Genomic DNA, 16,699 nt, shown 5'->3' on the forward strand with positions numbered 1-16,699 from the left:
TGGATGTGCCCGCCGCCTGGTGCGCGCGGGCCATGGCCAGCGTGCGGGGACGGACGGACGGACACCACCGGTGGACTCCACTTGGAGCAGGCCGGGCCGACGCGGAGTCAGGAGCGGCGCCGGGACCGGGAGCCCGACCGGAGCGGTGCGGCCGGGCTCAGGCGGGTTCGGCGATGAGGGCGGTGGCGATGCGGCGGAAGCCGGCGGAGGCGTAGACCCGGGCCACCGCCTCGTCGCTCGCGGTGAGGAAGACCGTGGTGGCGCCCTTGGCACGGGCGTCCGCGGCCAGGCGGGCGGTCAGGGCGCGGCCGACCCCGCGGCGGCGGGCGACGGGGAGGGTGCCGATGCCGACGAGCTCGCTGACCTCGCCGACCCACTGGTGCTGGCCGGAGCCGAGCAGCGCGCCGTCCGCCGCCAGGGCCACCGCGACCGCGGACAGCCCGGCCTCGATCCGCCCGGTCAGCCGCTGCGCCGTACCGTCGGCCTCCGCCGCCTCGACCGCCGCGGCGAGCTCGCCCGCACCGGCCGACCCGATCGCCGTGCCGGGCTCGCCGAACGCGAGGTGCGCCACCGCCATCGAGGCGGCCAGCAGCGGGTCCCCGCCGGGGAGCAGCCGGACCTCGACACCGTCCGGGCCGTCCTCGGCGGCCGGCACCGTGTCGGTGTCGAGGACCATCAGCGGGTGCTCGTTCACCCTGAGGCCGCTCTCCTCCACGGCGGCGCGCAGCGCGGGGGCGGTCTCGGCGGTCCACTCGAAGGCCTCGGGCACGCCGAGCTCGCGCTGCCTGGTGCGCACCCGGTCGACGTCGGCGGCGGTGACGCCGGCGCTCGCGCCGAGCGCGGGCCGGGCGTAGTACGGCCAGCCGGCGCCCTCGCGGACGAAGAGGCTGAGCGGGCCGAAGTCCTCGGCCCGGGCGCCGGAGCGCGGGACGGCGTCGTAGAAGCGCTCGATCCGTTCGAGCAGGGCGGCGTTCGGGGCATCAGGGGAAATGATCACGGAGCATCCAAGCACCGCCGCCGCACGGCCGCATCCGATTTTCCCGCTCCGGCCGCCTCAGCCGGCGTCGACGGTGAAGTCGCCCGGCCCGGGGTTGGGCTCGGCGAGGATGTCGCCGGTCGCCAGGCGGGCCCGGAGGGTGAGCCCGGAGCCGGGGTGCAGGCCGCCGGTGAGGCGGCGCGGGATGCCGAGCTGCACCGTGCGGCCCACGTACTGGGAGAGCAGGTCGGCGCGCCCGGACACCGGCTCGGCGGACAGCACCTCGGCGGAGGCGAGGTCCCAGTCGCCCAGGCGCGGGTGCGGGCCGAGGGAGGCGACCCGCACGTGCAGGGTGGTGAGGTTCTCGACCGGCGCGACCACTGTGCTTCAGACCTCCGTCCGTACGGCCGGGCCCGTGCGGGCGGCGGCCAGCAGTTCGACCAGGGCCGCCGCGATCGGCAGCCCGGTGTGCGACTCGTAGTAACTGTAGGCGGGCATCGGGTTGACCTCGAAGCACACCCATCCGCCGTCCGGCCGCACCCGCAGGTCGATCCCGGCGAGCGGCAGCCCGAGCGCCGCCGCCAGCGCGACCGCCCGCCGCGCGACCCCGGCCGGCAGCCGGTACGGCGCCAGCTCGGCGCTCAGCCCGTCCCGCTGCGCGTAGCGGTAGTCGATGGCGGGGGAGTCCACCGAGGCGGCGAAGACCCGCTCGCCGACCACGTGGACCCGGACGTCCCGCCCCGGCACGTACGCCTGGAACTGGGTCGGCAGGGCCCGCAGCAGCGGCAGCCGCGCCTCGTCGGCGGGCTGCAACTCCCGGACGACGGACCGGATCCCGCTCACCGACTTGTACACCACCCGGCCGTGCTGCCGGCGGAACTCCAGCACCTCCTCCGGGTCGTCGCTGACCAGGGTGTCCGGGACGGCGAAGCCCGTCCGGGCGATCAGCTGCGCCTGGTACGGCTTGGAGGAGTTGGACTCCATCGCCCGGGGCCGGTTGACCACGAAGGCGTCGGCGCCGTCCAGCCAGTCGGTGAACCAGCGGTGGAAGGCGGCGGCCCGGGCCCGGGCCGACGCGTCGTCCCGGGGGAGCGGCGGCTCCAGCGGCCGCGCGTACACCGCGGTGATCCCCGCCAGCGGCAACTCCCGCCCCTCGGCGGCGAGTCGGGCGTCCAGGCCGGGGCCGCAGACCAGGTCGTAGCGGGCCAGGCGGGTCTGGTCGACCAGCAGGTGGTCGAGCCCGCCCGCGCGGGCGGCGGTGACCGCGCGGGCGAGCGGTTCGTCGTCGGGGCAGCCGTAGAAGAGCAGCACTCAGACCTCGCCCGCGAGTTCGGCCAGCGCCCGGACGACGGCGGCGCGCTGGGCCGGCAGGTCCAGCGGCGGGCAGGTGTCGACGTCCGTCAACCGACCACCGGCGAACCGGAGTTCGAGCAGACCGGTGCCGAGCGCGGCGCCCAGCTCCCGGGTCTGCGGGCCGTAGCGGGCGGCGAGCGGCCCGACCAGGCCGGCCCCGCAGAGCAGCAGCCGTCCGTCCGGATCGGGTCGCAGCGCGGACCGCAGGTCGGCCGGGACGGGCGCCGCGGCGCCGCCCGGCCAGGCCAGGTGCGGCAGCAGGCGCTCGGCGGGACCGGGCCGGCCCAGCAGCCCGGCCCGGGTCGCGCCGCCGCGCCGCGCCACCGGCAGCCCGCAGCGCGCCGCGTCGGCGAGCGCGGCCTCCGGCGAGGCCGCGCCCTGGACGGTGCCGTACGCGCTGACCGTGCCGAGCACCCGCCCGCCGAGCGAGAGCAGCCAACTCGCCAGCAGGGCGAGGATCTCGGTGCGCGCGTAGTCCCGGTCCTTGGCACCGGCCCGGGCCAGGCCCGGGACCGGCAGGTGGGTGAGGCGGTGCAGGACGGCGCCGGGCTCGGCGGAGTCCAGGACCGTCCCGTCGGGCAGCGAGATCCGGGTGCGGGCCCGGCCGTCCGGGCCGACCCGGTGGCTCCACCGCGCCCGGGCGAGCCGGGCCGGGGTGAGCCGGTGCACGCGGTCGCCGCCGAGGCGGGCCGCGAGCGCGCCGGCGACCGCCTCGGCACCCGCGTCCCCGGGCCCGGCCAGGACGGCGACCGCGCCGGTCACTGCGGCGGCAGGGTGTCGAAGGCGCGCTTGGCGTGGGCGTCGCCCTCCGCCATCGCCCGGCGCAGCTCGGCCGTGCCGTCGTCGTACGCCGGGCCGCCGGCCAGGTCCGGGCGGAGCGAGGAGCCGATGAACGGTTCACCGCCGCCCGTGCCGCCGTCGCCGGCCTCGCCGCCGCTCCCGCCGCCGTCCGGGCCGTACTGGCCGGCCAGGACCTCCTCGACCGCCTCCAGCCGGGCCTGCAGATCGGCCAGGGCGGCGGCCACCGAGTCCTCGCCGGCCGCGCCGACCGGCGGCCGGCCCGGCCGGTCGAAGGGCTTGGTCTCGGTGCGGTCCTTGATGTCCTTGCGCTCCTTGAACGGCTCCTTCAGCTCCTTGCGGAGTTCCTTGCGCACCTCCTTGAGGTCCTTCAAGCCGTCCTTGCGCTCCTTGGCGGCGTCCTTCAGCTCCTTGCCGCCGTCCTTGAACTCCTTCGCCAGCGGCTTGCCGCAGGAGACCGAGACGGTCGCCGTCATGGTCAGGCCCGGCGCGGAGATCGCGGAGAGCGACACGCAGGTGTCGGCGCCCGCGTAGGACTTGGTGCTCGGCGTGGTGGAGCCGCTGATCGCGGTGTTGCCGGCGCTGCCCGGGTACGGGTCCCCGCCGTCGCCGCGGTTGCCGGCGAGCTCCAGGTCGCGCCGGGCGTCCGCCTGCAGCAGGCCCACCTTGTAGTGGTTCTCGTCGCTGTTGGTCGGCTTGGCGTCGTCGATGTGCCAGACCAGCAGGCCCGAGCCGGGCAGCGACTGGTCGTAGCCGGTCTGCTGCCGGTTCTCCACCAGGAAGTACTCGCTGCCCCCGCCGCCGTCCTTCCACAGCCGGTGCACGGCGTGGCTGGACTTCACGTCCTCGAACGACACCGTCCCGCCGCTGGTCACCACGGTCGCCGAGGCCCAGCCCTGGTTCACCTTGCACCACGCGGACGGGTGCACCGGGATGTCGCCGCCCCCGCCCCACGAACCCGCGCCCATCAGGCACCAGTTGCCGACGCCCTCCGAGGTGCCGTCGATGTCGTACAGGTCGGGGAAGCCGAACAGCAGGTGCCCCAGCTCGTGCGCGCAGACGCCGATCCTGGCGTCCTCCGGGATGGTCAGGTAGGCGAAGATCTTGGTGCCGTCCGCGTTCAGCTCCGCCGGCAGCGTCCACTTGTGCGACCAGATGTCGCCCGAGTCGCCGCTCGCCTCGCCGCCCGACCCGGCGTGCACCACGATGAACGCGTCCACGTAGCCGTTGCCGTCGTTGTCGTACGGGCCGAAGTCCACGGCCGGGTCCGCCGCCTGCGCCGCGTCCCTGGCCATCACGTTGGCCCGCGCCTCGCCGGTCGGCCGGCCGATGCCGAAGTTGCCGTTGGCGTACCAGGCGAGGGTCTGCGGCAGCCGCAGCGGGCCGACCACCTCGCCGACGATGTCCACCAGGCCGTGCGTCACCTCGCGGTAGTACTCCCGGACGCTGCCGTGCGGCAGCGTCCCGAGCGAGAAGAACAGCTCCTCGAAGTGCTCCCGGGTCGCCGTCATCGCCCGGTCCGAGAAGTCCGCCAGCACCACGACCACCCGCACCGTGCCGCGCAGCGGAGCCCGCTCCGCCGCGGCGGCCTGGATGGTCGCGTACGGCGTGCCCAGCGGGAACTCGTCCGGCGGGAAGATCGTGCCGTCGTCGAAGCCGAGCTGCCGCGGGCCGCGCGACACCCCCAGCTGCGACGCCAGTTCGTCGGCGCCCGACCGGGCCCGGGCCAGCTGCTCCTGCAGTTTCTGCCGCAGCTCCGGGCTGGGCGCCACCGCGCAGAAGTCCGACCGGACGGCGCGGACGGCGGTGTGGTGCTGCGAGACGTGTTCGGGCATGACGACTCCCTCGGACAGCGTTCGGCGACGGCCCCGCTACAAAGCGTAGTGACGCCGTGTCGGTGCGTCGACAGGCGCGCCGGGGGCCGTACGTGCTCGATCCTCGGTGATCTTCCTCTGCGCGCACGGCACTTGGCCGGTCCGGGGTCCGCCCGGGGTCAGCCCGCCGCAGGGCCCTCGGCGGCGTGCTCGGTGGCGTGCTCGGCGGCATCGAGGCGGCGGCGGAAGCAGCGGGCGGGCCTGCCGTCGACCACCGTCTCGCCGGTCGCGGTGAACCCCGTGCGCCGCAGCACGGCGAGCGAGGCCGGATTGTCGAGCGAGGCCATGGCGGTGAGCCGGGTCAACCCGTACGGGCCGGCGGCCAGCGCGCAGACCGCGCGGACCGCCGCCGTGGCCACCCCCCGCCCGGCCGCGGACTCGCCCACCCGGTAGCCGAGTTCCGCCGAGCCTTGCTCGACGTCCACCAGGTTCACCCGGCCCAGCAGCACCCCCTGCCCGTCCAGCACGAGGTGGAAGTGGCAGATCCCGGCGTCCTGCTCGGCGAGCAGCATCAGGTGCCGGGTCGCGAACTCCGCGAAGTACGCGTCGCCGCGGTCCCGCACACTCCGGGCGAAGAACTCCCGGTTCTCCCGCTCGAAGCGGAGTACCGCGTCCGCGTGGTCCGCCCGCAACCGCTCAAGCCTGATCACGGACCCACCCTACTCATCGCCCGCGCGCGCCCCGCGTCTTCACGGCCCCGCGTGCTCACCGCCCCGGGTGCGGCCCGTTCACAGCCCGAGTGCCGCCGGGTCCTCCCCGAGCTGGACGGCCGCCGCCCGCACGGTCTGCTCCAGCAGCACCGCGACGGTCATCGGGCCGACGCCGCCCGGGACCGGCGTGATCAGTGACGCGCGGGCCGCCGCGCCCGCGAAGTCCACGTCGCCGACGTTGCCGGGGTTGTAGCCCGCGTCCACCACCACGGCGCCCGGCTTGATCCACTCGCCGCGGATCAACTCGGGCCGCCCGACCGCCGCCACCACGATGTCCGCCTCGGCGACCCGGGCCGGCAGGTCGACCGTCCGCGAGTGGCAGTACGTCACGGTGGCGTCGCGGGCGAGCAGCAGCATCCCGGCGGGCCGGCCGAGGATGGCCGAGCGGCCGACCACCACGGCGTGCCGCCCCGCCGGGTCGACGCCGTACGCGTCGAGCAGCCGCATGATGCCGCCCGGCGTGCAGGAGACGAACCCGGGCAGGCCGAAGCCCATCGCGGCGAAGGAGTGCATGGTCACGCCGTCGACGTCCTTGCCGGGCGCGATCGCCTCGAACGCGGCGCGCTCGTCGATGTGCGCGCCCACCGGGTGCTGCAGCAGGATGCCGTGCACCTCCGGATCGGCCGACAGGCCGGACACCACCTCCACCAGCCGGTCGGTGGTGGTGCCGGCCGGAAGGACGACCTGCCGGGAGCGGATCCCGTTGAGCTCGCAGCGGCGCACCTTCATCCGCACGTAGGTGACCGACGCCGGGTCCTCGCCCACCAGCACGGTGGCCAGGCACGGGGCCGTCCCGGTGCGGCGGGTCAGTTCGGCGGCGCCGGCGGCCGTACGGGCCGTCAGCTCGGCGGCGCGCGCGGTGCCGTCCATCGGACGGGCGGTGGTGGGGTGCGTGGACACGGGCGGACTCCCTGGTCGACGTGGATCGCCCAGGCGCGCGGCAACGGCGTGGCTCCGCCGGGCCGCTCCCCGGTGGTGGCCCACCTCAGCGCCAGTCACGGCCCGCGCCCACCCTACCCAACGCCCACCGCGCCGGGTGGGCCTGCGCCGGGTGCATCCACGCTCACCGCGCCGGGTGGGCCTCGGCCAGGTACGCCAGGAGCAGCTCGGTGACCTCTGCCGGGCGCTCCAGGCTCGGCAGGTGGCCCGCCCAGTCCAGCAGCACGGACCGGCTCCCGCCGCCGAGCCGGCCCGGCAGCTCGCGCGCGATCTCCACGAAGTCCGGGTGGTCGAACGCGCCGCCGACCACCAGGGCGGGAGCCTGCACGTGAGCCAGGTCCACCTCGGGCCGGGTCGGGCCGACGTCCTGCGGGCCGGCCAGCTGCACGTCGAAGGAGTGCCGCTGCATGGTGCGCACCAGCTCGCGGGTCGCCCCGTCCGCCTCCGGGCCGAGCCACGTCTCCAGGTTCAGCTCCACCGCGCCCGCGACGTCACCGGCCTCCAGCAGCTCGTCCTCCCGGGCACCGAACTCGCGCAGCTTCGCGCTCGGCTCGTGCCCCGGCACCGCCGGGCACAGCAGCGCCAGCGCCGCCACCCGCTCGGGCCGCAGCGCGGCCAGGTTCAGCGCGATGCGCCCGCCGTACGAGGAGCCGACCACCGCGGCCCGCTCGATCCCGAGTCCGTCCAGCAGGTCGGCCACGTCCTCGTGCTCGGCGTACGGCCCGTCGGGCATCGGCGTCCCGCCGAACCCGCGGAAGTCGCACCGCACCACCCGGTACCCGGCATCCACCAACGCCGCCCACTGCGGCTCCCACATCCTCCGGTCGCACACCGAGGAGTGGAGCAGCACAACTGCAGGGCCCTGACCAGCCACGTCATGAGAAAGAGTCACCGACGCACCTTAAACGATCAATCCTCGACCGTCCGCCGAATATCCCCGCGCGTCCGGCGGTCGGGGCATGATGGGGACGTGCCCGAGGGTGACAGCGTGTACCAGGTGGCCGCGCGGCTGCACGAGGTGCTGGCCGGGCGGGTGCTGACCGCCGCCGACCTGCGGGTGCCCGCGCACGCCACCGCCGACCTCGCCGGGCGGCTGGTGCTGGAGACCGTCCCGCGCGGCAAGCACCTGCTGACCCGGTTCGACGGCGGGCTGACCCTCCACACCCACCTGCGGATGGACGGGCGCTGGCAGGTGTTCCGCGCGGGGGAGAAGTGGAGCGGCGGCCCGGCCTTCCAGATCCGCGCCGTCCTCGCCACCGAGCAGCACACCGCCGTCGGCTACCGGCTGCCCGTCGTCGAACTGCTGCGCACCGCCGACGAGCCCAGCGTCGTCGGCCACCTCGGCCCCGACCTGCTCGGCGCCGACTGGGACGCCGACGAGGCCCTCCGCCGGCTCGCCGCCGACCCGGCGCGACCGCTCGGCGAGGCCCTCCTCGACCAGCGCAACCTCGCCGGCATCGGCAACGTGTACGCCAACGAGCTCTGCTTCCTCGCCGCCGTCACCCCGTGGACCCCGGTCGGCGACCTCACCGTCCTGCCCCGCCTGGTGGCCCGCGCCCACCAACTCCTCGACTTCAACCGGATGCGCCACGGCCACATCACCACCGGCGACCTCCGCCCCGGCCGCACGCACTGGGTCTACGGCCGCGCCCGCGACACCTGCCGCCGCTGCGGCACCCGCATCCGCACCGCCCCCCACGACCGCGACCGCCCCGCCTACTGGTGCCCCCACTGCCAGAAGGGTCCCACCCCGTCGCCCTCACCCCGCCGCTGACCGGCCGGCGGCTCAGCCGCACACGGCCGCGCCTGCTTCCCGCAGGACGAGCATTTCGCTTCCGTGCTGTGTGCGGCCGGATTGTTTCGTTCTGCCGGCTGCGGTGCGGCGGACCGCGCGGCACGGTCGAAGGACGACACGACCGGGGGCGTTCTCTCCTGGGAAGGAGACCGCATGGACACGGCCCTGAGCGTCAGCCGCCGGCCGGCGCCGCCGGGCGTCACCGTCGTGGCGCTGCACGGCTCCGCCGACCTGGACAGTGCGGCGGTGCTGGCCGGTGCCCTGCGCCGGGTCCTCGCCACGCCTCCCGCGCCCGGGACGCTGGTGGTCGACTGCTCGGGCGTGAGCTTCTGCTCCTCCTCCGGTCTCAACGAGCTGCTGCGCGCCCGACGCGTCGCCGACGAGGCCGGGGTCGTGTTCCGGCTCGCGTCGCCCAGCCGGCAGGTCGCCCGCCTGCTGACGCTGACCGGGGCGGACACCGTTTTCGACGTCGTGCCCGCGGAGCTGCCGGCATGACCGGGCCGGTCCCGGCGGGCCGGAAGGGGCGCGGCCGGCGCCCGCCGGCACCGCCGCTGCAGGTGACCGCCACCGTCCTGCCGGGGGCGACCGTCGTCCGGCTCGCGGGGGAGGCCGACCACGTGCAGTGCCGGACCCTGGAGATCGAGTTCGCCAAGGTGATGGAGGGCCGGCCGGCCCGGCTGGTGGTCGACCTGTCGCGGGTCACCTTCTGCGACACCGCCGGACTGAACTCCCTGCTGCGGATGCGCGGGACCACCGAGACCGAGTGCCGCCTCGTCCTGGCCGCCCCGTCGCGGCCGGTGCGGTCGCTGCTGGCCGTCACCGGAACGGACCGGGTCTTCACCATCAGCCCCAGCATCCGCGCGGCCCTCGCCGTCCCGGAGGCGGACCCGGAAGCGTGCGGGGCGTCGGACGGCTGAGGTCCCGGTCAGGTGCGCTCGACCAGCGCGGGGTGGCGCAGGTCGTCGGTGCGGACGGTGAGGTCGGCCAGGTCGGTGGGGCCGGTCTCGTCGGCGTAGCGGGCGAAGGCGGGGAGGGTCCAGCGCTCGTCCTCGGGGGTGCGGCGGGCGAGCGCGCCGGGGGAGAGGAAGAGGTGGACGGCCAGTTCGAGCGGGAGCCAGCGGCCGAGCAGGAGCGGGCCGTCGAGCAGCAGGACGCCGCGCGGCGCCAGCTCGACGTACCGGGCGCGGCTGGCACGGTCGGCGGCGGCGTCCCAGAAGGTGGGCAGGACGCGTCCGCTGCCGCCGGGTTCCAGCGGGTCGAGGACCTCGCGGAGCAGCGCCCCGTCGTCGAGCCACAGGTCGTGGTAGGCGTCGGCGTCCTGCTTCCCGTACTCCAGGCGGACGGAGGCGGGCCGCAGGAAGTCCGCGGCGGAGACCCGCAGCACCGGTCGGCCGCGCAGTCGCAGCGGCTCGACGAGCGCGTCGGCGAGCTCGCCGGGCCGGGCCGCGGGCGCGCCGTCGATCGCCACCCGCAGCCGCCGGTCACCGGGGTCGAGGGCGTCGATGCGGTCGGCGAGCAGCTCGGCGAGGCGTTCGGGCGAGATCGGGGTCACCTGGACGTCGGGCACGCTGGGATCCACTCCTTGTCGTCAAGTCGACTATATTGCGGGGAACCTGAAGACCCGTCCAGGAGAGCCGCATGAGCACGCTGACCCTCGCCGAGGTGGACGCCCTCGCCGCCGAGGCCCACGCCGGGCAGACCGACCGGATCGGCGTGCCGTACGTCGAGCACGTCCGCGCGGTGGCGGACGGCGTCGCGCCGTTCGGCACCGGGCTGCGGATGGCGGCGCTGCTGCACGACGTCCTGGAGGACACCGCGCTGACCGCGGAGGACCTGCTGCGCGCGGGTGTGCCGGCGGCGGTGGTGGCGACCGTCGTCCGGGTGACCCGGGTGCCCGGCGCGGGGTACGAGGAGATGCTGCGCGAGGTCGTCCGCGACCACTCCGCCACCCTCCTCAAGATCTCCGACAACGCCCACAACTCCCACCCCGACCGCGCCGCGCACCTGCCCGAGGCCGACCGGCTGCGCCTCGCCGAGCGCTACCGGGCCGCCCGCGCGGTGCTCTGGCCGGCGGTCGCCGCGGAGGACGTCCGGGCCGTGGTCGAGCGGGTCAACCCCGCACTGCTGGCGGAACTGCCCCGGTAGGTGGCCGCGCGGGCGGCGCGGGAGCACGCTGGTAGGGAGCAACGCGTCCGGCGGGCCGGATATGCCGCCCAGCGGCGGGACGGCCCCCGGACCGGCAGAACCGCGAACACCGGGAGCCGACCATGTCCGACCTGTCCGACCGGATGAACGGCAAGGCCGACCGCGACGAGGACGACGTCCGCGCGGCCGACCCCGAAGAGGGCGTCACCTCGTACCAGAACCTGCACGCCCAGGAGGAGTCGCTCGCCGAGGGCGAGCCGTGGGAGGAGTCGCGGGCCGAAGACGGCGCGCGATGAGCGGCGCCGCCCGCGAACCGCAGGTCACCGAGTGGGCGGTCCGGCTGCGGGTCACCGAGGACGGTGACCTCACCCGCGTCCACGCCGCCCTGGACACCGGGGCCGGCACGGTCGAGTCCGACGCCGAGGCGCGCCGCAGCCCGCTCGACCCGGCCGACCCCGCGATCGGCGACGAGCTCGCCGCCGGACGCGCGCTGATGGACCTCGGCCACCAGCTGCTGCGCGCCGGATCCGTCGCCGCCGAGGCCGCCGACACGGCCCGCCGCCGCGACACAGGGTGACCGTGTACGTCCCATCCGCCCGCTGCAAGGACTGCCCGCGGGCGGACAAGTAGTGTGCGAAACAACTGAATCGTGACCTGCCACCCCGGCGGGGTCGGAACCCTCCGGGCCGCGATAGCGTCACTGCCGGTGACCGCGCGCCCGTGCGGACCACGCGACGCCGCCCAGGGTGGACAGACAGGTGAACCAGGACATGCCCCCGACCCAGCCGACACCCCAGGACGCCCGCTGGGAGCTGCCCGACTACGCCCACGAGCGGGAGCTCGGCGCAGGCGCCTCCGGCCGCGTCGTCCTCGCCCGCCACCTGGCGACCGGCACCCCCGTCGCCATCAAGTACCTCACTGCCGCCGGCTCCGAGCACGCCGCCTTCCGCACCGAGGCCCAGCTCCTCGCCACCCTCGACTCGCCGCACGTCACGCGGCTCTACGAGTACGTCGAGGGCCCGTACGGCGCCGCCATCGTGATGGAGCTCGTCGAAGGCATCTCGCTGCGCGACCTGCTCAACGCCGAGGGCGCCACCGGCCCGGAGGCCGCCCTCACCGTCCTCAAGGGCTCCCTGCTCGGCCTCGCCGCCGCCCACCGCGCCGGCGTCGTCCACCGCGACTACAAGCCCGGCAACGTCCTGGTCACCGTCGACGGCGGATCCAAGCTCGTCGACTTCGGCATCGCCGTCCGCAGCGGCGAGAAGGACACCGTCGTCGCCGGCACCCCCGCCTACATGGCCCCCGAGCAGTGGGCCGGGCAGCCCGCCTCGCCCGCCACCGACGTGTACGCCGCCACCGCCACCTTCTTCGAGTGCCTCACCGGCGCCAAGCCGTACGCCGGCACCACCGTGCTCGAACTCGCCGTCCAGCACACCGAGGCGGAGATCCCCGACACCGAGGCGCCCGAAGCCCTCCGGCCCCTCATCCGGGCCGGCCTCGCCAAGGCCGCCGAGCAGCGCCCCGACGGCGCGGAGGCGCTCGTCGCCCAGCTGGAGGCCGTCGCCGGCGCCGCGTACGGCGAGGACTGGGAGGAGCGCGGACGCCGCAAGCTCGCCGCGCTCGTCGCCGCCCTGCCCCTGCTGCTGCCCGGCGCCGGCGGCGAACCCGCCGCCGGCGGCACCTCCTTCGCCACCACCGTCCTTCCCCCCGGCCCCCCGCCGGGCTCCGGCGGCGGCACCGGCCTCCCGCGGGTGGGCCGCCGCGTCCCCCTGATCGGCGCGGGCGTCGCCCTCGTCCTGATCGCCGGCGGCATCGCCGGCGTCGCCGTCGCCGGCAGCCACGCCTCCGACAGCACCACCAAGGTCGCCGCCCCCGAACTCACCACCACCTTCGGCGCCCCCCTCCCGACGGACTCCCCGACCGCGACCGACTCCGCCTCCCCCTCCCCCTCGGCATCCCCGTCAGACTCGGCCTCCCCGTCGCCGTCCGCCTCCGCGTCGACGAGCCCGACCAGCCTGCCGTCCGCCTCCCCGAAGGCCCCGCCCACCACCAGCGCCCCCACCAGCACCCCGCCCGCTCCGCCGACGACCACGCCGCCCACCACCACGGCGCCGCCGCCCACGCCGGCCGTGACCAGCATCGGGATCAGCACCACCTGCAAGGGGTACACGCTGGTCGCGACGGTCACCGGCAGCATCACCCCGGCCGGGAGCGTACCCGCCAACATCACCTTCTACGTCCCGCTGGGCGCGGGTCAGAAGGTCCTCCACGTCACGCCCGTGACCCTCACCGCGATCCGCGGCGGCCGGTTCACGGCGACTGCCGAATGGTCGTTCTCCGACTACGTCGGCTATACCTGGGGCGCCAGTGTCGCCGCGGCGACGAAGGGGCAGAACGCCTCCACCACCAACAGCTGCACAGTCATCCGCTGAGAGGGACGGACCCACTGATGAGCACCACCCCGACCGGGCCCGAGGGCACCACGCCGCCCGGGCTGACCCTCGGTCCGGTCCGCAAGCCGGAAGCCGGACCGGCCGTCCCGCCGCAGCTCACCGCCGCCGAAGCCGCCGACCAGACCGTCCGCCTCGGCGGTACGCCGGAGCCGGTGGCCGATCACACCGTCCAGCTGGGTGGCAAGCCCGCTGACGTCGAGTCGACCGTCCGTCTCGGCGGTTCCGACCCGGAGTCCACCGTGCGTCTCGGCGGCAAGCCGGTGCCGGTGGCGGACCACACCGTTCAGCTGGGTGGCAAGCCCGCTGACGTCGAGTCGACCGTCCGTCTGGGTGGTGGCGACCCCGAGGCGACGGTCAAGCTGGGCGACCCGGCGGCGACCGTGAAGCTGCCGCCGGCCGGGTCCGTGGACGCCTCGGAGGCGGGGACGGTCCGGCTCGACCCGGGGGCGGTTGCCGCGGGCGTTGCCGCCGCGGCCGGTTTCGAGAGCGCCACCCACCTCGACCCCGAGGTGTGGACCACCCCCGTTGCGGAGTCGGAGCCGGAGCCGGCGCCGACCTCCGGGCCGGCCGCCGCCGCCGAGGAGGAGTTGCACCGCTTCGGCCCCGGCGTCCCGCCGCTCGCCGCGGCGGCGTGGCACGGCACGGACACCCCGGCCGAGCCGGTGGAGCCGAAGCGGCGCCGCGGCCGGTGGCTGATCCTGCCGCTGGTGCTGCTGCTGGGCGTGCTGGGCTACCTGGGCTGGGACCGCTACGGCAAGCCGGTCACGGTGTCCGCGGTCGAGGTCCGCACGGACGCCGCCGGGCCGGCCTGTGACGGGACCGCGGTGATCACCGGAACGGTGGAGACCGACGGTGGCCAGGGCGTGGTGGAGTACCGCTGGGTGCGCAGCGACGGCACGGACTCGGGGACGCTGCGCCAGCAGGTCTCGGCCGGCCGGCACCGTACCGACGTGGTGCTCCGCTGGACCTTCCAGGGCAAGGGCGAGATGCAGGCGACCGCCACCCTGGAGGTGCTGTCGCCGTCGAACCGTTCGGCTGCCACCACCTTCACGTACACCTGCCGCTGACGGAGACCGGTGCCCCGTCGCGAGGAGCCTCCTCGCGACGGGGCACCGGCATGTCGTCAGGCCGTGTGGTCGGGGCTGGTGTCGCGGCGCGGCCCGGGCAGGTCGGTGCTGGGCAGGTCGGCGGTGCCGGGTTCGGCGGTGGGCGGGGCGGGCGGCCCGTCGGCCGTGGCGCCGGCCGGCCGGGCGTCCGCGGGCTGGGCCGGGGCGGGCAGGTCGGCGGTGCGGGACGGGGTGCCGGCGGGCAGGTCGCGGATGTCGGCCTGCTGGCCGAAGTAGGTGATGCCGGGGCGGCCGCGCCAGGCGGGGTCGGCGCAGACGAGGCCTTCGGGGTACGCGGGGTAGCCGTAGGACTCGACGTAGTCGGAGCGGCGCCGGTAGGTGCGGCGGTAGACGCCGTCGCCCTGCGGGGAGCCGTCGGCGTTGGTGTTGCCGGCGACGACGGTGATGGTGGTGGCGGTGTAGGCGGTCACCACGCCGGTGTGTTCGCCGCCGGGCCCCCAGGGGTTGCCGTCGGCGCCGAAGAAGACCTGGGCGCCGACGGCGGGGTAGACGGAGAGCCGGCCGTGCCGGCGGAACCAGTCGCGGCCGACGGCGCAGGACGCGGTGTCGGGGAAGTACGCGGCGTTGCCGCTCTCCCGGGCGACGGCGCTGACGAAGTCGGCGCACCAGCTCTCGGCGGGCCGCCCGACTTCGGCGGAGAAGCGGTTGGCGTTTCCGGCTCCCTCGCGGTAGCCGATCCAGTGTTCTGCCCGGTTGATCATCGCTCGCGCGCTCACCATGTCCTCCGAGTGTTCCGAGGAGACTCCGCCATGTGGCGGTTTCCCTGCGAACGAACGACACCGACTTGGAGTAACGGCTCAGCGGGTGCGGAAGGCGGTGACCCCGTCCGCGGTGCCGACCAGCACCTGGTCGCCGACCAGGACGGGCGAGGCGAAGTTGGGCACTTTCGCGCCGACGTCCACCGTGTGCAGGACCCGTCCGCTCGCCGGGTCGACGGTGTGGAGCGTCGCGGCCCGCCAGTCCAGCACCCACACCGCGCCGCCGCCGACCACGGGTGACCCGCCGCGGCCGAGCGGCAGCCGCCAGTCGACGTGCAGGCTCGCGTCGGCGCCGACGGCGAGCCGGACCAGGCCGTCCTCGCAGGGCACGTAGACGGTCGTGCCGTCGACCGCGGCGCCGCCGAAGGCCGGGCAGACGTCGGCCCGGGCCTTCTCGCCGCCGATCCCGCCGAGGTTCTTGGCGTCGAGCAGGTACCCGGTGCCGCGCTTGCCGACGGCGAGCACGTACGGGCCGACGCGGACCGGGGCGAGCGAGCCGAGGTCGAGGTCGGCGGCGTTGTCCTCGGCCCAGGTGGCGGGCGCGAAGAAGTCGGCGCGGGTCAGCTCGGGGGTGAGCGAGAGCACCGAGTCGGAGCCGTCGTGGCCGCCGCCGGTGGACTCGCCGTTGCCGACGGAGAGCAGCAGCCGGTCGCCGTCGACGACCGGTCCGCCGCTCGCCCAGATTCCGCCCTCGCGGCCGGTGGGCACGGTGTACGCGCGGATCTCCCCGGCGCCCGTCGCGGGCACCGACAGCACCGTGCCCCGGTAGTCCCCGCAGTCGCCGTACAGGCCGCCGTACGCGATCACCACCCGGCCGTCCCAGAGGGCGAGTGCGGCGCGCTGCTGGTGGGCGGTCCGGTCGCCGACCGGCGGTTCGGCGTCGCGGCTGACCACGACCTCGCCGGTGGCGGCGTCCAGGCCGGTGAGCCGGTGGCGCCCGCCGGCGAGTTCGGCGAGGACGAAGAGCAGGCCGGTCGCCGGGTCGTACACCGGGGTGGAGGTGATGCCGAGCGGGTCGATGTTGCCGCACGGCAGCTCGGACTCCCGGGCGGGGGCGCCCAGGTTCCGGCTCCACAGGACCGTGCCGCCGGACGGGTCGAGCGCGTACACGGTGTTGTTCTCGGTGGCGGCGAGCACCCGGCCGCCGACCAGCAGCGGCTGGCCGTAGACGGCGCCGTCCAGGTGGGCGGCCCAGGTGCGGGCGGGCGCGCCGGCGGCCGGCAGGTCGGGCACGGTGCCGGTGCGCAGCGCGTCCCGGTGGTACTGCGTCCAGTCGCCGGGTGCGGCGGGCGTCGGGCCGCGCGGCCCGGCGGTGAGCTCCGACGGCCCGGGCGAGGACGGTCCGGGCGAGGCGCCCGTCCCGCCGTTCGGCGTCCCCGGGGTGCCGCCGGAGCCCGAGGCGCAGCCGCCGAGCAGCAGTGCGAGGGCGCAGACGCCCGCCGACAGCGGATCAGCCCACCGGTGCCGTGGCACCGCCGCCCGCCTTCATGCCCTCCACCATCCGCTGGTGGACCTCCCGTGCCGTGTGCTCGTCGGCGGCCGGCACCGGACTGCCCTCCACCGTGAACCAGTCGAGCGCCCCGCTGTACTGGACGGTCAGCCGCGCCTCGCCCTCGATCCAGGTGGTGTGCAGCGTCAGATCGCCGGTGATCACACCGATCTCCACGGTCTTCACCCCGCCGGTCCCGGCCTGGATGCCCTGCGTCGTCCACGTCGCCCAAGTGTTCACCAGCACCGCTCCCATCGTGCCGTTCGGCGTCGTCCGTCACCG

20 protein-coding genes and 1 riboswitch are annotated in these 16,699 nt (G+C 75.8%); of the genes, 8 read left to right on the plus strand and 12 right to left on the minus strand.

Translation table 11 applies throughout. The features are described from left to right. Positions 1–157: 157 nt before the first annotated feature. The 8 genes from ABEB06_RS36230 to ABEB06_RS36265 form a co-directional block, all read right to left on the minus strand. On the minus strand, positions 158–997 hold the full coding sequence (locus tag ABEB06_RS36230) for a GNAT family N-acetyltransferase (RefSeq protein WP_345701182.1): 840 nt from the start codon (positions 995–997) through the stop codon (positions 158–160). 57 nt (positions 998–1,054) lie between these two features. Beyond that, positions 1,055–1,357: a hypothetical protein gene (locus ABEB06_RS36235; RefSeq protein WP_345701183.1), complete on the minus strand. Its 303-nt coding sequence runs from the start codon at positions 1,355–1,357 to the stop codon at positions 1,055–1,057. Positions 1,358–1,363: 6 nt separating this feature from the next. Beyond that, positions 1,364–2,287, minus strand: coding sequence for an ATP-grasp domain-containing protein (locus tag ABEB06_RS36240; RefSeq protein ID WP_345701184.1), 924 nt, complete (start codon positions 2,285–2,287; stop codon positions 1,364–1,366). Continuing rightward, positions 2,288–3,091: a hypothetical protein gene (locus ABEB06_RS36245; RefSeq protein WP_345701185.1), complete on the minus strand. Its 804-nt coding sequence runs from the start codon at positions 3,089–3,091 to the stop codon at positions 2,288–2,290. After that, complete coding sequence (locus tag ABEB06_RS36250; protein ID WP_345701186.1) at positions 3,088–4,962, minus strand: M6 family metalloprotease domain-containing protein; 1,875 nt, start codon at positions 4,960–4,962, stop codon at positions 3,088–3,090. The genes ABEB06_RS36245 and ABEB06_RS36250 overlap by 4 nt, the downstream gene beginning before the upstream one ends. A 158-nt stretch (positions 4,963–5,120) precedes the next feature. After that, positions 5,121–5,651, minus strand: coding sequence for a GNAT family N-acetyltransferase (locus tag ABEB06_RS36255; protein WP_345701187.1), 531 nt, complete (start codon positions 5,649–5,651; stop codon positions 5,121–5,123). A gap of 78 nt (positions 5,652–5,729) precedes the next feature. Beyond that, on the minus strand, positions 5,730–6,581 hold the full coding sequence (locus ABEB06_RS36260) for a bifunctional 5,10-methylenetetrahydrofolate dehydrogenase/5,10-methenyltetrahydrofolate cyclohydrolase (RefSeq protein WP_345702100.1): 852 nt from the start codon (positions 6,579–6,581) through the stop codon (positions 5,730–5,732). 50 nt (positions 6,582–6,631) lie between these two features. Continuing rightward, a riboswitch (ZMP/ZTP riboswitch) is annotated at positions 6,632–6,720 on the minus strand. A gap of 54 nt (positions 6,721–6,774) precedes the next feature. Further along, on the minus strand, positions 6,775–7,542 hold the full coding sequence (locus tag ABEB06_RS36265; RefSeq protein WP_345701188.1) for an alpha/beta fold hydrolase: 768 nt from the start codon (positions 7,540–7,542) through the stop codon (positions 6,775–6,777). A gap of 78 nt (positions 7,543–7,620) precedes the next feature. Between ABEB06_RS36265 and ABEB06_RS36270 the strand changes: the two genes are divergently transcribed. From ABEB06_RS36270 to ABEB06_RS36280, 3 genes are all read left to right on the plus strand, one after another. Continuing rightward, on the plus strand, positions 7,621–8,424 hold the full coding sequence (locus tag ABEB06_RS36270) for a DNA-formamidopyrimidine glycosylase family protein (RefSeq protein ID WP_345701189.1): 804 nt from the start codon (positions 7,621–7,623) through the stop codon (positions 8,422–8,424). Positions 8,425–8,598: 174 nt separating this feature from the next. Beyond that, positions 8,599–8,940 (plus strand): STAS domain-containing protein, encoded by a 342-nt coding sequence (locus ABEB06_RS36275; protein ID WP_345701190.1) that lies wholly within the window; start codon positions 8,599–8,601, stop codon positions 8,938–8,940. Further along, positions 8,937–9,362, plus strand: a complete 426-nt coding sequence (locus tag ABEB06_RS36280) for an STAS domain-containing protein (protein WP_345701191.1) — start codon at positions 8,937–8,939, stop codon at positions 9,360–9,362. Before ABEB06_RS36275 ends, ABEB06_RS36280 begins: the two co-directional genes overlap by 4 nt. An 8-nt stretch (positions 9,363–9,370) precedes the next feature. On the opposite strand, the gene ABEB06_RS36285 is transcribed toward ABEB06_RS36280, so the two are convergent. Next, positions 9,371–10,012, minus strand: a complete 642-nt coding sequence (locus ABEB06_RS36285; protein ID WP_345701192.1) for a nucleoside/nucleotide kinase family protein — start codon at positions 10,010–10,012, stop codon at positions 9,371–9,373. Between the two features lie 71 nt (positions 10,013–10,083). On the opposite strand from ABEB06_RS36285, the gene ABEB06_RS36290 reads away from it, so the two are divergent. From ABEB06_RS36290 to ABEB06_RS36310, 5 genes are all read left to right on the plus strand, one after another. Next, positions 10,084–10,590 (plus strand): phosphohydrolase, encoded by a 507-nt coding sequence (locus tag ABEB06_RS36290; protein WP_345701193.1) that lies wholly within the window; start codon positions 10,084–10,086, stop codon positions 10,588–10,590. A 122-nt stretch (positions 10,591–10,712) separates the two neighbouring features. Further along, positions 10,713–10,886, plus strand: a complete 174-nt coding sequence (locus ABEB06_RS36295) for a hypothetical protein (RefSeq protein WP_345701194.1) — start codon at positions 10,713–10,715, stop codon at positions 10,884–10,886. Beyond that, positions 10,883–11,167, plus strand: coding sequence for a dsRBD fold-containing protein (locus ABEB06_RS36300; protein WP_345701195.1), 285 nt, complete (start codon positions 10,883–10,885; stop codon positions 11,165–11,167). Before ABEB06_RS36295 ends, ABEB06_RS36300 begins: the two co-directional genes overlap by 4 nt. A 193-nt stretch (positions 11,168–11,360) precedes the next feature. Further along, positions 11,361–13,022 carry a protein kinase domain-containing protein gene (locus ABEB06_RS36305; RefSeq protein ID WP_345701196.1) on the plus strand — a complete coding sequence of 554 codons (1,662 nt, stop codon included), beginning with the start codon at positions 11,361–11,363 and terminating at the stop codon, positions 13,020–13,022. Positions 13,023–13,039: 17 nt separating this feature from the next. Further along, complete coding sequence (locus ABEB06_RS36310; RefSeq protein WP_345701197.1) at positions 13,040–14,110, plus strand: hypothetical protein; 1,071 nt, start codon at positions 13,040–13,042, stop codon at positions 14,108–14,110. A gap of 56 nt (positions 14,111–14,166) precedes the next feature. Here ABEB06_RS36310 and ABEB06_RS36315 read toward each other — a convergent pair whose 3' ends face one another. The 3 genes from ABEB06_RS36315 to ABEB06_RS36325 all read right to left on the minus strand — a co-directional run bounded on the left by ABEB06_RS36315 (position 14,167) and on the right by ABEB06_RS36325 (position 16,657). Beyond that, positions 14,167–14,889, minus strand: a complete 723-nt coding sequence (locus ABEB06_RS36315) for a CHAP domain-containing protein (protein WP_345701198.1) — start codon at positions 14,887–14,889, stop codon at positions 14,167–14,169. 78 nt (positions 14,890–14,967) lie between these two features. After that, a complete protein-coding gene (locus ABEB06_RS36320; protein WP_345701199.1) occupies positions 14,968–16,401 on the minus strand; it encodes an outer membrane protein assembly factor BamB family protein in 1,434 nt (477 codons plus the stop codon). Continuing rightward, a complete protein-coding gene (locus ABEB06_RS36325; protein ID WP_425559832.1) occupies positions 16,379–16,657 on the minus strand; it encodes a hypothetical protein in 279 nt (92 codons plus the stop codon). Before ABEB06_RS36325 ends, ABEB06_RS36320 begins: the two co-directional genes overlap by 23 nt. Between the last annotated feature and the right edge of the window lie 42 nt (positions 16,658–16,699).

Origin of the sequence: Kitasatospora terrestris (genome assembly GCF_039542905.1) — a bacterium.
GTDB lineage: Bacteria > Actinomycetota > Actinomycetes > Streptomycetales > Streptomycetaceae > Kitasatospora > Kitasatospora terrestris.